The following is a 15161-nucleotide window of genomic DNA, read 5'->3' as shown; positions in this document are numbered from 1 at the left end:
GCCGATGGACTGGCTGACGCTCATGGCGAGCGGGGTGGTGATGGATTTGGTCGCCAATGAGGCGAGCAGCGCCGGATCTGTGCCCATAAAATGACCGATCAGCAGGGTTGTGCACACCGAGATCAAGACGGAGGCAAGGGTACAGATTAGGATGGGCTTGAGTTTGGCCTGGATCTGGCGCGCCTGCTGATAGAGCGGCAGTGCCAATGCCACTACTGCGGGTTCCAGCAGCATGGTAATGGGGCTGCTGCCGCGCTCGTACTGCTCAAGGGGCAGATCAAACCAGAGCAGCAGGCCGATGATCACCGCGGTCGGCACCAGCACAGGGTTGATGATGGGCCAGGGCAGGCGGCGATAGAGGGCGCGGGTGGCGAAATAGAGCGCCAGGGTCAGGGGAATAGCGAGCCAGAAGATCATTTGTTCATCCTCTGGTAGAGCCGACCGACGGTGGCGAGGATCAGCACGATCCCGAGCATGATGCAGAGCATGATGACGCCGAAGGATTGGCGCAGGGGCTCAAGCCAGGCCACCAGTCCGACCGCAACCGGCACGAACAGTACGCCCATGTGGCGCAGCAGCAAGCCTGCCCCCAGCTCGACCCAGTGCAGCTTGATCAGTTGCAGGGAGAGCAGGACGAACAGCAGCAGCATGCCGATGATGCTGCCGGGAAAGGCAAACGGCAGGATGGCTGCCACGGATTTGCCTGCCAGCAGGCAGGCGACGATGACCATAAAGTCACGAAAGTACAGCAAGGCGCGTTGCGCGATCACGTGAACCTCATCGACTGGGAAGAAAAATCGCAGTTTACCAGAGAGACCGGGTCGCGGCATTAAAACAATAACAACTGAAATCAGTTCATTTGAAGCTGATTTGATTGGCAATTTTTGAAAATTGTCTGATAGAACCCTTTTCGAACTACAAGGAGTAGTGATGACATCCCTCTTGTCCCGAGTTCGCCAGCTGGCGAACGATAATGCGTTGCCACCCCACCTGCTGCAAACCCGTCAGTGGGACGGGCCTCTGTGTCGGGTGCGACTCGATAACACCGGCGCTGATGCCACTCCGGTTGAGCGCTGGGTGCTGTTTGATGGCAAGCTTGGCCTGCCGGTGGAGAGCGCCATCTATGGCGAAGGATTCCAGATGCTGGCCCAGACCATGGGCAGTTGGCAATCACCACAACATGTCGGTCGTTGCCCCGATGCCAGCGTCTATCGCATCACTGATGACAAGGACTATCACACCATTCACAACCTGTTGCTGGTGGAGCATGGCAAGGGGTGGCTGCTGCTCGCCTTTGCCAGCTGCCACCGTTTTGGCGGGGAGTTTCGCCTCTATCCCGATGGTCGCTTGCAGATCCTGATGAATTGCGAAGGGCGGGAACTCGCGGCCGGTGAGCATTGGCAGAGCGAGGCGCTGATCTGCCTCGAAGGGGCGGAGCGCGAGGATCTGCTGGCCGAGCTGGCACGGCTGATCGAGGCCGAGCACGGCTCGCTGATCGGCAAGGTGAGTGAGCGCCCGAGCGGATGGTGCTCCTGGTATCACTACTACGCCGAGGTGAGCGCCGCCGACATTCGCGAAAATCTGCAGGTGCGTGCCGAGCGTTTCCCGGCCCTGCGCTATGTGCAGATCGACGACGGCTATCAGGCCAAAATGGGTGACTGGCTCACTCCATCGGCCAAGTTCGAGCAAGGTGTTGCTTCATTGGCTGCCGAGATCAAACAGGCTGGCTGCGAGCCCGCTCTCTGGGTCGCCCCTTTTATTGCCGAACCCGGTTCACAGGTGTTTCAGGATCACCCCGACTGGTTTGTGAAGGGGGATGACGGTCTGCCGCTCCCCTCCGAGCGGGTCACCTATGGCGGCTGGCGCTGCACCCCCTGGTATGTGCTGGACGGCACCCACCCTGAGGTGCAGGCGCACCTTGAACAGGTGTTCCGTACCCTGCGCGAGCAGTGGGGCATCCGCTATTTCAAGCTCGATGCCAACTTCTGGGGCGCCCTCCACGGTGGTCGTTTCCACGATCCGGCAGCCACCCGGGTTGAGGCCTATCGGCGCGGCATGGCCGCCATCCTGCGTGGTGCAGGTGAAGGGGCCTTCCTGCTCGGTTGCAACGCCCCTATCTGGCCAAGCCTTGGGCTGGTGCACGGCATGCGGGTGAGTGATGACGTGGAGCGCAATGGCCATCGCTATCGCCAGATCGCTCGCGAAGCCTTCTGCCGCGCCTGGCAGAATGACAAGCTCTGGGCCCTCGATCCCGACTGCATCTGTCTGCGGGATCTGCCGACCCAGCAGGCCAGCAAGGCGGATTACAGTTTCCATCTGGCAGCGCTGGTGGCAAGTGGCGGCATGATGCTGGCCGGTGATCGACTGCAAGATCTCGATGAGGAGCAGGCGGTGCAACTGTGCAAGTTGTTGACACTCTGCGCGGCTCGGACACCTTCTGCCCGTTTCGAGTCGATGGACTTTGCCTGCGGCGAAGTAAGCCTGCCCGAGGGGGGCACTCTGCTCTGCCTGTTCAACTGGGAGGGGCAACCACAGGAGTTTCTGCTGCCGGAGGGGGGAACCGATTTTTGGCAGGGGCAGGCAGTCGGCACAACCGTGACCCTGCAAGGGGGCGAAGGGCGGGTGATCCGCTACGCCTGATCACAACATCACCACATACAATTCAGGCTCCATTACGGAGCCTGAATTGTTTCAACCAGCGGCTATCAGTAACGCCATTCAAAACCGACAGCGTATTTGGCTGAGCCATAGCCCGGGATGTCACTGCCGGAGGCGATCGCCTTGAGGGTCAACAACGGGGTGATGGGCACCCCCAGACCAAAACCGATGGCCAACTGATCATTGGGGTTCCCCATCAGATCGACCCGCATCACCCGATAGAGGGACATGTCCTCGCTCAGGTGCATATAGGCTTGCGATGCGCGGTTATAGACCTGACCAAACACCTCCAGCTGGAAACCTGACTGGGCGCTGATGGCCAGCGGTACCCCGACAAACTTGTAGAGATGGGAGCCGTTGAAGTAGCTGTTGGTGATCAGGGGAGTGAAATCAGTCTGCTGATAAAGGGTGTTGAAGTTCTGTTCTACGATGCGATAGGTCTGCTCGGGCAGGCGAGCAAGATAGTCCGGCACATCGAACCGGTATGCGGCGTTGGCTGCCAGCGGCAGCAGGGCCAGTAATCCGAGCAGTGCGTGGTGACGAGGCATCAGCAAATGGCTTCCGTTCGGCCAAAGAGATCTCTTGCTTGGGAGACATCCGCTCAGGATGTTGCAAGATATTGGTTTTTGGGGAAATCCCCTTCGTCATTATGACCTGAAGAAGGGGACGGGCGGGAAGGATTTATTGTGAAACTACTCACAACTCATAAATCTTCCAGATAGTGATAGAGACTCTTTAGAATCGCAAAGTTCCGTTCGTTACTCTGGTTCTGCTCGGCCAGCGCCTCGAGACGGGGCACATAGTCCGGCAGACGGCGGCTGAAGTAGTCGCTGCAGTGCAGGCGCCAGCGTTTCTGCTCCGCTTCGCTCAAGGTGTGCGGCCAGTTGCGGGCGCGATAGCGGAACAGCATCTCCGGCAGCCGGGTGTCGGTAAAGGCGAACTCCCGCTCACCCAGCAGATCCGCGGGGGTGGCACGCACCAGATCCATGGTGGACTTGTCGCCATGGCCAAAGAATCCTGCGTAGAGCTGGGTATCGGGGTCGCTCTCATTGCTGCCGGCGAACTCCTGATGGAACACCTCCACCAGTTTTTCCCGCACCTCGGGGTGGGCGCGCAGCAGATCCAGGCTCTTGCGGCACTGCTCCCGATTGATGCCGAGCTCGTCGGCCCGTTCCGCCGTCAGGGTGGCGGCCGGCGCCAGCACCGGGCACTTGTTGATGTGCACCAGTTTCACCGGAATGCCCGCCAGATCCTCCAGCTCCTCTTTTTTGGTATAGAGGCGCTCGCGGATCTCCTCACTGGAGAGTTCAATGAGCGGGGTGGGGTCACGGGTCAGATCCACCATGATCACCGCGTTCTGGTTGGTGGGGTGCCAGGCAAGTGGCGAGACCCAGCTTGCACAACCCTGCCAGGGAGAGAACATGCCGGAGACATGCACCAGCGGCTTCATGGTCACCACGTCAATCAGCGCCTTCACCTTGTTCTTGTTGCGAAGGTCAAAGAGGTAACCAAACAGCTTGGGTTGGGCTTTTTTCACCAGCTTGGCCATCTCGATGGTGGCCAGCACGTCGGAGAGCGCATCATGAGCATTGGCGTGGGCGACGCCGTTGGCGACCGTCAGCTTCTCCAGCCGGAAACTCGGCTTGCCCTCATCGTCAAACGCCCACTCGATCCCCTCCGGGCGCAGGGCATAGCAGGCCCGCAGCATGTCGAGAATATCCCAGCGGGAGTTGCCATTCTGCCAGCTGTAGGCATAGGGGTCATAGAAGTTGCGATAGAGGGTGTAACGGGTCACTTCATCATCGAAGCGGATGCTGTTGTAGCCCAGCACACAGGTATTCGGCGTGGCGAACTGCTCGTGGATCTGGCGAATGAAATCCGCCTCGCACAGCCCATCCTTCATCGCCTTTTGCGGCGTGATACTGGTAATCAGGCACGCCTCCGGATCCGGCAGATAGTCCGCCGGCGGCTTGCAGTAGATGACCAGCGGCTCGCCAATGATGTTGAAATCCGCATCGGTGCGAATACCGGCAAACTGCGATGGCCTGTCCTTGGCGGGGCTGATGCCGAAGGTTTCGTAGTCGTGAAAGTAGAATGTTGGCTCGTTGCCCGCGTGTGCTGTTTTGCTCATGTTGCTCGAGATGAGGTATCCGATGACGGCGGCTAGCGCCTGGGTGGGCGGTGCCAGGCACCACAATTGTGTGCATGGTAAACCATAGCGCAGGCAGAACGAAGGGCGAGCCGTGCAGGTGGCGGTTTATTGGGCGGTTGCTCCCGATATCTTATGCACTTCTGTCTTGCTCACCGAGTCTATAAGACCAATCTATCTCTCAGGATATGATGATTGTTTAGTGATATCTGTAGTGATCGGTAAAGAGGGCCCCTTCATTGGCGATCCTGTTCAGGTTCGGGGTCTGGTAGCCCATCATCCCCTGGTTGTAGGCACTGATGTTCCAGTAGCCGATGTCATCGCCCATGATGGCAAGAATATTGGGCTTGGCGGCTGCTGTGGCACTACCAGCGGTGGCCATTAAGGCAAGGCTCATGGCTATTTTGTTTATTTGAATGGCCATTATTGGCTCCACTCCTAATCTGATGTGAATTGGTACACAAAATGGGCGATGAAAGCAGCGTGCGTTTCACGCGGTGGAAATATCATCCCGTGCAGGCTGTTGGAGGGGATGGAATACCCAGATGGGCACATTCCCCTTTATCGCTGTCGTTATGACCTGCAAAGAGTGATATGACCTGAATAGCCCGAGTTAACCGCCGCTTGGAAATCAGCTTTCAACAGTTTCACTCTATAAATCCCGTTTATCCTTGTCGCCTTATAGCGAATATAACCGCTGGTTATCCGATATTTTTTCTCCAACCTTTCGGTCGCAGGCTATCGGGTGGGCTGGAGCGAGCATGGGAAGCTGTATCCAGAAGGCGTGAGGTGTCTACCGCTATCGATGGCGATAAGGCGAATAAATGGGTGATGGAGTTCACAGTTCGGTTAATTAATTTGGGGATGGTGGCAGTTATGGGCGTTGTGGTGTGCCTTTATTCAAAATTCTTACTGGCAAACCGAGCACTCTTTAATTCTGATTAAGTCATAATGAAGTAAAGTGAGGGTGTTGATTGTTTCGCTCAGATATGATTTTTTAAAACTGTTCACAATCTCATCGCGAGATTTAAAAAGCCTTATCGCATATTTTGAACGGATAAATATGACTTGAATGGGAGTGGCCAAATAAATCCAGCCGTGATCTTTGTCTTTTCAAGGTGCCAGGGTCATAAATGCCTATAAAAACAAGGTAAAAAGCTCGGCTATTGACTAAGTTGATAGAAGGCGAGGCATAAAACAGCGCCAGTTTGATACGACAACATCGCATGGGACCCGGATCATGGACAGAGCGCAGGGCGCAGCCCCCTTTTCGTTGCAAGTGGATCTAAGGCAGGTGGTGTATGCCCTGTCAGCCTCGCTGGATCTGGTGGGCATTGGCGATGTGGCCCACGGTAAACGGGTCGGGATTATGGCTGCCGAGTGCAGCCGGGAGCTGGGGATGAGTGAGGCCGAACGCTGTCTGCTGTTCGAGCTGGGGGTGCTGCATGATATCGGTGTCTCCTCGACCATCACCCATCACCATCTGGTCAGCGAGTTCGATTGGGAGTCCTCCCAGCGCCACTGCGAGGTGGGATATCAGCTGCTCAAGGATTTCCGTTTGCTGGCCCCGCTGGCCCTGCCTATCCGTTATCACCATACCCACTGGCACCTGTTGCGCGAGATGGCCGATGTGGACCCCAATGTAGCCCGTCAGGCCAACCTTATCTTTCTGGTGGATCGCTGCGATGCGTTGGCTGCGCCCTACTATGGCGATGGTTCATTGTTGATGCATACCAACGAGATCCGCGCACGCCTGCAGGATTTCCGTGACGAGTTCTTTGCCCCCGAGCTGGTGGATGCCTTCCTCAAGGCGTCTCGCTCTGAGGCATTCTGGCTGCAGCTGGAAGCGCGCTCCATCAATGATTACATGCTGGAGATGCTGCAGGTGCGGGAGCCTTGCCTGACCTTCAACGGGGAGCTTAAAGCGCTGGCGCAGATCTTCTCCGGCATTGTCGACGCCAAAAGTCCATTCACGATGACGCATTCACTCGGTGTGAGCAGGTTGTCTCGGGCATTGGCCGAGCAGATGGGAGTCAGTGCCATCCATTGTGACATGCTGGAGATCGCCGGTTTGCTGCACGATTTGGGCAAGCTCAGGGTGCCGGACGAGATCCTCGACAAGCCTGCCTGCCTGACGAAAGAGGAGCGGGCCATCATCAATACCCACAGCTTCGAGACTTACCAGATCCTGCGTCATATCGAAGGGTTTGAGGAGATTGCCTGTTGGGCGGCCTATCACCATGAGGAGCCTGATGGGGAGGGCTATCCGTTCCACCTGCCGGCATCCGCCATGGCGCTTGAAGCGCGGATCCTGCGGGTCGCTGATATTTTTCAGGCAATGGTGCAGGACAGACCTTATCGGCGCGGCCTGCCTGCCCGTGACGCATTGACCTTTATGCAGCAACTGGCGGATCAGGGGCGGGTCGATCCCGCTGTGGTAGCGGTGCTGGCCGATCACCTGCCGCAGATGATGATGGCAGCCATTCCGGATCGCGAGCCGGATCATGCCATCAATTGAGGGAGAGGCTGGCCGCTGACTCATACCGCCGCGAGCCAGCTATGCTTGGAACAAGCCGAGCATGGTGCCGGTACCGGCGCACAAGACGCCAGCTTGATGGACTACAGTAGGGGAGCAGATATGGAATCGCTAAAAGCCAAGGATTATATGCAGAGCAGACCCATCACCTTCACTGCCGACATGATGGTGCAAGCTGCGGTCGAGAAATTTCTGAACAGTCATCAGCTCGGTGGCCCGGTGGTGGATGGGCAGGGCCATCTGATTGGCTGGATCTCCGAGCAGGATTGCATCGCAGTGCTGCTTAAAGAGGCCTATCACTGCGAACAGGTGGCGCAGGTCAAGGATGTGATGCGCAAGGAGGTGTTGTCGGTGGGGCCAGATACCAGCATTTTGAGCCTGGCGGAGATGATGATGGGGCAAAAGCCGAAAATCTATCCGGTAGTGGAGGAGGGGCGTCTGCTCGGGGTCATCAATCGTCACAATGTCATGCAGGCCATTCACGCCCAGCTCACCACCTGTTTTGTCCATCACACCCACGGTTAATCCTGTTTTTCTCTCTCCCAAGGCAAGCTTCGGCTTGCCTTGGCTATTTCATATGCTGCGATTTATTCATGTTATGCCATCTTACAATGATTGTTTTGTCATGTTTGAGGATCGGCCAATCTCTCAGTCTTCCCATGTATAACGCTACGTTAAGGCTTGCACCGCCCCCGCTCGCTCTTTAGGATCGCTCCCAGCTTATCGATATGGCCCCTCTGGGCACCTATTTAAGGAATTCGTACCTTGTCTCTCTCTATCGAGGCGCTGCGCCGCCGTCTCTCTGCCTGCATGAACCTCGACGCTCGCCGCCTTTCCAGCCGTCTGCACGGGGTCAAGAAGCTGCCTGAAGGCAAACAGGCTGCCGTGCTGGAGACCATCGCTGCCGATCTGGATGCCGCGCAAGCGCGCTATCAAACCCGTCTGGCCGGTGTGCCCAAGGTCACCTATCCGGACAACCTGCCGGTCAGCCAGAAGCAGGCTGAGATCGCCAAGGCCATTCAAGAACATCAAGTGGTGATCATTGCAGGGGAAACAGGCTCGGGCAAAACCACCCAGATCCCCAAGATCTGTCTGGCGCTCGGGCGTGGGGTCAAGGGCTTCATCGGCCACACCCAGCCGCGCCGTCTGGCGGCCCGCACTGTGGCGGCCCGTATTGCCGAGGAGATGGAGTCCGAACTCGGTCACTACGTGGGTTACAAGGTGCGCTTTACCGATCAGGTGAGCGAGCAGACCCACATCAAGCTGATGACTGACGGTATTTTGCTGGCGGAGATCCAGAACGACCGGATGCTGACCCAGTACGACACCATCATCATCGATGAGGCCCACGAGCGCAGCCTCAATATCGACTTCATTCTGGGCTATCTCAAGCAACTGCTGCCCAAGCGCCCCGATCTCAAGGTGATCATCACCTCGGCCACCATCGACCCGCAACGTTTCTCCCGCCATTTCAACAAGGCGCCGGTGATCGAGGTCTCCGGCCGCACTTATCCGGTGGAGGTGCGCTACCGCCCACTGTTTGTTGATAAAAAAAGCAGTGACAAGAGCGAAGGGCTGGAAGAGCGCGATGAACTGCAGGGGATCTTCGACGCGGTGGAAGAGCTGGCCCGCGAAGGGCTGGGGGACATCCTTATCTTCATGAACGGCGAGCGGGAGATCCGCGATACTGCCGATGCCCTGCGCAAGCTCAATCTGCGCGATACCGAGGTGTTGCCGCTCTACGCCCGTCTCTCCAACGCCGAGCAGAATAAGGTGTTCCAGCCCCATGCTGGGCGACGCATCGTGCTCGCCACCAACGTGGCGGAGACCTCGCTGACGGTGCCGGGCATTCGCTACGTCATCGATCCGGGCACAGCCCGCATCAGCCGCTACTCCTGGCGTACCAAGGTGCAGCGCCTGCCCATCGAGCCGGTCTCCCAGGCCAGCGCCAACCAGCGTAAAGGGCGTTGCGGTCGGGTGGCGGACGGCATCTGTATCCGCCTCTACTCGGAGGAGGATTTTAACAGCCGCCCTGCCTTCACCGACCCCGAGATCCTGCGCACCAACCTGGCCTCCGTTATCCTGCAGATGCTGGCGCTCGGCCTTGGCAATATGGAGGCGTTCCCCTTCGTAGAGCCACCAGAGTCCCGCCATATCAAGGATGGCCTGACTCTCTTGAAAGAGCTGGAGGCGGTGCGCGAGCTGCCCGCCACCGGCGAGCGCGAAGCCAAGTTGCAGCTGACCGAGACCGGTCGCCAGCTCTCGCGCATCCCCCTTGATCCGCGTCTGGCGAAGATGGTGATCAGCGCGGCGCAGACTGGCTGCCTGAGCGAGGTGATGGTGATCACCGCGGCCCTCAGCATTCAGGATCCCCGCGAGCGGCCCATGGAGAAGAAGCAGGCTGCCGACGAGCAGCACAGACGCTTTGAGGACAAGGATTCCGACTTCCTCGCCTTCGTCAATCTGTGGAATTACCTGAAAGAGCAGCAGGATGCCCTTGGCAGCAACCCGTTTCGCCGCATGTGCCAGAAGGAGTTTCTCTCCTACCTGCGGGTGCGTGAATGGCAGGACATTCACTTCCAGCTGCGTCAGACGGTCAAGGAGCTGGGTTTTAAAGCCAACCATGAACCTGCAGATTTCAAGACGGTGCACTGCGCGCTCTTGACAGGCCTCTTGAGCCATATCGGCAACAAGGATCTGGAAAAACCGGAGTTTCTCGGCGCCCGCAACGGCCGCTTCCACCTGTTCCCGGCCTCGGGTCTGTTCAAGAAGCCGCCCAAGTGGGTGATGGCCGCAGAATTGGTGGAAACCTCGCGCCTCTACGCCCGTATCAACGCCAAAATTGAGCCCGAGTGGGTGGAGCCGCTGGCAGGCCACCTCATCAAGCTGCACCACAGCGACCCTCACTGGTCGAAGAAAAACGGCGCCGTAATGGCCAAGGAGAAGGTCACCCTCTATGGCCTGACCCTGGTCAACGAGCGCACCATCAACTTCAGCCGTATCGATCCGGCGCTGTGCCGCGAGCTCTTTATCCGCCGCGCCCTGGTGGAGGGGGATTTCGAGACCCGCCACCGTTTCTTCAGCGACAATCGCAAGCTCCTGGCCGAGGTGGAGACGCTGGAGCACAAATCCCGTCGGCGCGACATCCTGGTGGATGATGAGGATCTGTTCCGATTCTACGATGCCCGTTTGCCGGAGGAGGTGATTTCCGCCCGTCACTTCGACAAGTGGTGGAAAGAGGCGCAAAAGCGGGATCCCGAGCTGCTCAACTTCGAGAAAGAGATGCTGATGAAGGGGGACGCGGCCCACATCAGCGATCTCGACTACCCCAACTTCTGGCAGCAGGGGCGCCTCAAGCTCAAGCTGACCTATCAGTTCGAGCCGGGAGAGGCCGCCGATGGCGTGACCCTGCATATCCCGCTGCCGCTCCTGAATCAGGTGGAGGTGAAGGGGTTCGAGTGGCTGATCCCCGGGCTGCGCCACGAGCTGTTGGTGGCCCTTATCAAGTCGATGCCCAAGCCGATGCGCAAGAACTTCGTACCGGCGCCCAACTATGCCGATGCGCTGCTTGCCAGCATTAACCCCGAGCAGGGACCGCTGCTGGACGAGATGGAGCGCCAACTGCGCCGCATGACCGGCGTCACCGTACCTCGTGAATCCTGGGACTGGGCTGCGGTGCCCGATCACCTGAAACTCACCTTCCGGGTGGTGGACGACAAACACAAGAAGGTGGCGGAAGGGAAAGATCTGGAAGCCTTGAAAGAGTCGCTGCGTGGCAAGGTACAGGAGACCCTGTCACAAGTGGCGGATGATGACATCGAGCAGTCCGGCCTCACCCTGTGGAGCTTTGGCGAGTTGCCCCAAGAGTACAGCCAAAAGCGTGGCGGCTTCGAAGTGAAGGCCTATCCGGCGTTGGTAGACGAGAAAGATTCGGTCGCCATCCAGCTGGTGGAGAGTCCGGTGGTGCAGCAGCAGCTGATGTGGGCGGGCCAGCGCCGGCTGGTGCTGCTCAACGTGCCATCACCCATCAAGTATCTGCAGGAGAAGCTGCCCAACAAGGCCAAGCTCGGGCTCTATTTCAACCCGTTTGGCAAGGTGGCGGAGCTGATTGACGACTGCATCGCCTGCGGCTGCGACAAGCTGATCGAGCAACATGGCGGGCTGGCCTGGGACGAGGTCGGTTTCGAGGCGCTCAAGGAGTTTGTCCGTGCCGAGCTCAACGATGCGGTGGTGGAGGTAGCCAAGCAGGTGGAGGCCGTACTGACGCTGTCCCATGAGATCAAGAAACGGCTCAAGGGCAAAATGCAGCTCGATACCGCCTTTGCCATGTCGGATATCCAGCAGCAGCTCGGCAACCTTATTCACAAAGGTTTTGTCACCGAGACCGGCTGGCAGCGGTTGCCTGATTTGCTGCGCTATCTGCGCGCCATCGAGCGTCGCTTAGAGAAGCTCGCCATCGATCCCAACCGGGATCGGGTCTACATGCTCAAAGTGCACAGCGTGGAGTCGGAGTACAAGGCGCTGCTGGCCAAGATCCCCAAATCCCAGCTTATTCCCACCGAGGTGGTCAATATCCGCTGGATGATCGAGGAGCTGCGAGTGTCGTTCTTTGCCCAGAATCTGGGGACCCCTTATCCGGTCTCCGATAAACGGGTGCTTAACGCCATCGCTCAGTGCTAAGCTGCTATCTAACTGTTTTAACAGCATGATAGCGGGTGATGAGAAGGGGTTGTCGGTCAGGTAGCCCTTTCAAACCGCAAATCAGGGAGGCAAGGATGCTGGGGATCTGGTTGAGTGTGGCGCAGGTGGTGATCAGCGGTTATCAACCCATCGCGGAACAAACCTGGGTGCAGTTGAACCCGGAATATTACCCGCTGGCGCGCACGCCGCCTGCGATGTTTGCGGCTTGGCGTGGCAATCAGTTTCCGCCGCTGGCCCAAAAGCAGAAGCACGGTCGCTGGCAGATCCTCTTTCCCGCCCGGCTGGTCCCCCCTTTCGATCTGTTCGAGGGGGAGGCGCAGCTCTCCAAAACCTATCTGGCAAGGCTGCGGCGCATCGACGAGATGGCTTACGGGGTTGTCCCCGGGCAGGCTGTTGCGGCTGGTGCAATCGTGCAGCAGGGGAGTGGATTCCCTGCTTATCACGCGCAACCTGTCGCGCCCTTTATCGCCGAGTTCCGTACACCCCAAGACGCGTTCGGTGGTGTTGATATGCCCAGCGACCCCGACGAGAGCGAACCTCTGCTCGCTCAGCTGGGGGTGACCTTTCGCACAGCGGGGATGAGTGGTGCCCAAGGATATGAGGGAGTAGCGAGCGCCGATATGGCGCTCGCCAGCCACACGGCTAGCTTATCCGCAGGCAGTGACGCCATTCTTACCCTCTCGGCTCCTGCGGCCGGCGGTCCACAAACTGTGTGTCATCAGGTCGCCGCAGGGGAGACCCTGTGGCGCATTGCTAACCAGTTATCCAGTGCCCGAGGAGCCGATACCTACAGCTATTTGCTGGCGCTGGTGGCAGAGAACCAGCAGCGGCTTGGCAAGAGCATTCGAGTCAGAACGGGGGAGGGTCTCTACTGCCCGCGCGCCGAGACCCTGGCGAAGTTTGATGCCCTGAGCCCGGCCCAGCGTCAGCAGCAATTCGCCCGGTTGGAGCAGGGGCGCTAAATGCAGAGTCGGTACCTTGTATCCGAATTTGGCCCGTGGTAGTATTCGCGCTCGTTTTGCGAGGTGCTGACCGGTCGCAGTTAGCACCATAAATTCATCCAAAAGAGATACATACTATGTCTTTCGTATTCCAAGCTGAAGTCCGTTCTGACCTGGGGAAAGGTGCGAGCCGCCGCCTGCGTCAAGCTGACCAAGTTCCTGCCATCGTTTACGGTGCAGGCAAAGAAGCCCTGTCCATCACTGTTGACCACAAGAAAATGATCCTGGCTCAAGAGAAGCCGGAATTCTATGAGTCTGTACTGACTCTGGTTATCAACGGTGAAGAAGTTAACGTAAAAGTGAAAGCTATCCAGCGTCACCCGGTACGTTACAAGCTGATCCACCTGGACTTCGTTCGCGTTTAATAGCGAACCGTCAGGTTGAAGAAAAGCCACTCTCAGGAGTGGCTTTTTGCTATCTGGCATCTTGTGAGCAGGCTGAAGGGACTTACCTGATAAGCCAGCAAGGCGGTTATCCCAGCTGGCTAAGGGCTTGTTGGCAACGCTGCTCGGCGGCATCCAGCTCCAGCAGTACCATCCTGATATCTTCCATCTGCTGTTGCAGTGTCTCCCGTTTTTCCTCAACCAGTCCCAGCATGGTCTGTAACTGGGTGCGGCTGCTCTTGTCGGCATCATAGAGATCAAACAGCTCGCGGATCTCGGCGAGGCTGAACCCGAGCCGCTTGCCGCGCAGGGTGAGCTTGAGGCGAACCCGATCCTGCTTGCTGTAAATGCGGGTTTGTCCCTCTCTGGCGGGATTGAGCAACCCCTGATCCTCGTAGAAACGGATACTGCGCGTCGTAATATCAAATTCCCGGGCCAGCTCACTGATGCTGAAGCGCCGTCCTTCATCCTTGTTGTTCATACAGACTTCTTGGCGAACTAAATCCTGTCTGCACCTTACCTAAACGTAAACTGCACTGCAACTCTTGTTCCATCGCGTCAGAACCCCTATGTTATGGCCATGTAACAAACAGAGGCAGGCAAATGGATATTGCAATTGTGGCGGCAAAACGGACTCCGATGGGGGCGTTTCAGGGGGCATTGGCAGAGGTAACTACGCCTGAGTTGGGAGCCTGTGCCATTGAGGTGGCACTACAGCAAAGCGGGCTGAGTCCGGAGCAGGTCGATGAAGTGTTTATGGGCAATGTGCTGGCGGCGGGCGTGGGGCAAGCGCCAGCCCGGCAGGCGTTGTTGAAAGCAGGGTTGCCAGATAGTGTGCCTGCTACCACGGTCAACAAGGTGTGCGGATCCGGCATGAAAGCAGTGATGCTGGCGGCGGATACCATCCGCCTTGGTGACAACAGGGTAGTGGTCGCGGGGGGGATGGAGAGTATGAGCCGTGCCCCCTATCTGCTGGATAATGCCCGCAGCGGCTTTCGGATGGGGCATCAAAAGGTGCTGGACCACCTCTTCCTCGACGGTTTGCAAGATGCCTATGATGGCCAGCTGATGGGGATACATGCCCAGCGCAGCGCCGATCAGGCCGGTTTGACCCGCACTGCCATGGATGAGTTTGCTCTTGCGTCGTTGCAGCGTGCGCGCGATGCGCAGCAAGCCGGCGCGTTTGCATCCGAGCTGGCAAGTGTCTATCGCGGTGATCGCTTGTTGCTGGCCGAAGACGAGCAGCCTGGCAAGGGCAGACCGGAGAAGATCCCGACCCTGAAGCCTGCATTTGGCAAGGAGGGCACCATTACGGCGGCCAATTCGAGCTCCATCTCGGACGGTGCGGCGGCGCTGATATTGATGGATGGCGCCACGGCGCAAGCCTGGCAGGTACCAGTGCTGGCACGGATCGTCGGTTATCAGAGCCACGCGGCATTGCCCGCCGAATTTACCTCTGCGCCCATTGGCGCCATTTCACGCTTGCTGGCGCGTCTTGCATGGTCGGTGGAAGAGGTGGATCTATTCGAGATCAACGAGGCCTTCGCCATGGTCACCATGCTGACCATGAGCGGGGTCGGCATCCCTCATCACAAGGTTAATGTGCATGGTGGGGCCTGTGCGCTTGGTCATCCGCTGGGGGCGAGTGGCGCACGCATTCTGGTGACGCTGATCGCCGCGCTGCGGCAACGGGGTTTGCAGCGAGGCGTGGCCGCGCTCTGTATCGGGGGGGG

General features: G+C 58.3%; 13 protein-coding genes. 7 read left to right on the top strand and 6 right to left on the bottom strand.

Annotated elements, in window-relative coordinates; translation table 11 throughout:
- Positions 1 to 417 (bottom strand): LrgB family protein (locus AACR14_RS14710; protein WP_019446710.1); only part of this gene is annotated, 417 nt, incomplete at its 3' end.
- The gene (locus tag AACR14_RS14705; RefSeq protein WP_019446709.1) at positions 414 to 770 is read right to left on the bottom strand and encodes a CidA/LrgA family protein; all 357 of its coding nucleotides are present in this window, start codon (positions 768 to 770) and stop codon (positions 414 to 416) included. The genes AACR14_RS14710 and AACR14_RS14705, both read right to left, overlap by 4 nt.
- A gap of 160 nt (positions 771 to 930) precedes the next feature.
- Here AACR14_RS14705 and AACR14_RS14700 point away from each other — a divergent pair, with 160 nt between their 5' ends.
- On the top strand, positions 931 to 2640 hold the full coding sequence (locus AACR14_RS14700) for an alpha-galactosidase (protein WP_019446708.1): 1710 nt from the start codon (positions 931 to 933) through the stop codon (positions 2638 to 2640).
- Positions 2641 to 2705: 65 nt separating this feature from the next.
- Here AACR14_RS14700 and AACR14_RS14695 read toward each other — a convergent pair whose 3' ends face one another.
- The 3 genes from AACR14_RS14695 to AACR14_RS14685 form a co-directional block, all read right to left on the bottom strand.
- A complete protein-coding gene (locus AACR14_RS14695; RefSeq protein WP_005360277.1) occupies positions 2706 to 3206 on the bottom strand; it encodes a hypothetical protein in 501 nt (166 codons plus the stop codon).
- A 155-nt stretch (positions 3207 to 3361) separates the two neighbouring features.
- Positions 3362 to 4789 carry an exodeoxyribonuclease I gene (gene sbcB / locus AACR14_RS14690; protein ID WP_026035114.1) on the bottom strand — a complete coding sequence of 476 codons (1428 nt, stop codon included), beginning with the start codon at positions 4787 to 4789 and terminating at the stop codon, positions 3362 to 3364.
- 217 nt (positions 4790 to 5006) lie between these two features.
- On the bottom strand, positions 5007 to 5204 hold the full coding sequence (locus AACR14_RS14685; RefSeq protein ID WP_236285504.1) for a sulfatase-like hydrolase/transferase: 198 nt from the start codon (positions 5202 to 5204) through the stop codon (positions 5007 to 5009).
- Between the two features lie 843 nt (positions 5205 to 6047).
- Here AACR14_RS14685 and AACR14_RS14680 point away from each other — a divergent pair.
- The 5 genes from AACR14_RS14680 to rplY all read left to right on the top strand — a co-directional run bounded on the left by AACR14_RS14680 (position 6048) and on the right by rplY (position 13410).
- Positions 6048 to 7325: an HD-GYP domain-containing protein gene (locus AACR14_RS14680; protein WP_026035113.1), complete on the top strand. Its 1278-nt coding sequence runs from the start codon at positions 6048 to 6050 to the stop codon at positions 7323 to 7325.
- Between the two features lie 120 nt (positions 7326 to 7445).
- The gene (locus AACR14_RS14675) at positions 7446 to 7868 is read left to right on the top strand and encodes a CBS domain-containing protein (protein WP_005333273.1); all 423 of its coding nucleotides are present in this window, start codon (positions 7446 to 7448) and stop codon (positions 7866 to 7868) included.
- A gap of 240 nt (positions 7869 to 8108) precedes the next feature.
- A complete protein-coding gene (hrpA, locus tag AACR14_RS14670; RefSeq protein WP_019446703.1) occupies positions 8109 to 12023 on the top strand; it encodes an ATP-dependent RNA helicase HrpA in 3915 nt (1304 codons plus the stop codon).
- A 95-nt stretch (positions 12024 to 12118) separates the two neighbouring features.
- Positions 12119 to 13006, top strand: coding sequence for a hypothetical protein (locus AACR14_RS14665; protein WP_019446702.1), 888 nt, complete (start codon positions 12119 to 12121; stop codon positions 13004 to 13006).
- Between the two features lie 116 nt (positions 13007 to 13122).
- Complete coding sequence (gene rplY / locus AACR14_RS14660) at positions 13123 to 13410, top strand: 50S ribosomal protein L25 (RefSeq protein ID WP_005333252.1); 288 nt, start codon at positions 13123 to 13125, stop codon at positions 13408 to 13410.
- Between the two features lie 106 nt (positions 13411 to 13516).
- On the opposite strand, the gene AACR14_RS14655 is transcribed toward rplY, so the two are convergent.
- Positions 13517 to 13909, bottom strand: a complete 393-nt coding sequence (locus AACR14_RS14655) for a MerR family transcriptional regulator (protein ID WP_005360322.1) — start codon at positions 13907 to 13909, stop codon at positions 13517 to 13519.
- Positions 13910 to 14031: 122 nt separating this feature from the next.
- On the opposite strand from AACR14_RS14655, the gene AACR14_RS14650 reads away from it, so the two are divergent.
- Positions 14032 to 15161 (top strand): thiolase family protein (locus tag AACR14_RS14650; RefSeq protein ID WP_026035112.1); only part of this gene is annotated, 1130 nt, incomplete at its 3' end.

The organism is Aeromonas sp. 159 (assembly GCF_963862045.1).
GTDB lineage: Bacteria > Pseudomonadota > Gammaproteobacteria > Enterobacterales > Aeromonadaceae > Aeromonas > Aeromonas veronii.
The sequence above is the reverse complement of the archived record's forward strand: the minus strand, read 5'-3'. Positions and strand labels throughout refer to the sequence as shown.

Coding starts and splice junctions, on each gene's coding strand:
- AACR14_RS14675 (WP_005333273.1), top strand. CDS start 7,446: ATGGAATCGCTAAAAGCCAAGGATTATATGCAGAGCAGACCCATCACC.
- rplY (WP_005333252.1), top strand. CDS start 13,123: ATGTCTTTCGTATTCCAAGCTGAAGTCCGTTCTGACCTGGGGAAAGGT.
- AACR14_RS14700 (WP_019446708.1), top strand. CDS start 931: ATGACATCCCTCTTGTCCCGAGTTCGCCAGCTGGCGAACGATAATGCG.
- AACR14_RS14665 (WP_019446702.1), top strand. CDS start 12,119: ATGCTGGGGATCTGGTTGAGTGTGGCGCAGGTGGTGATCAGCGGTTAT.
- AACR14_RS14685 (WP_236285504.1), bottom strand. CDS start 5,204: ATGAGCCTTGCCTTAATGGCCACCGCTGGTAGTGCCACAGCAGCCGCC.
- AACR14_RS14695 (WP_005360277.1), bottom strand. CDS start 3,206: ATGCCTCGTCACCACGCACTGCTCGGATTACTGGCCCTGCTGCCGCTG.
- sbcB (WP_026035114.1), bottom strand. CDS start 4,789: ATGAGCAAAACAGCACACGCGGGCAACGAGCCAACATTCTACTTTCAC.
- AACR14_RS14680 (WP_026035113.1), top strand. CDS start 6,048: ATGGACAGAGCGCAGGGCGCAGCCCCCTTTTCGTTGCAAGTGGATCTA.
- AACR14_RS14655 (WP_005360322.1), bottom strand. CDS start 13,909: ATGAACAACAAGGATGAAGGACGGCGCTTCAGCATCAGTGAGCTGGCC.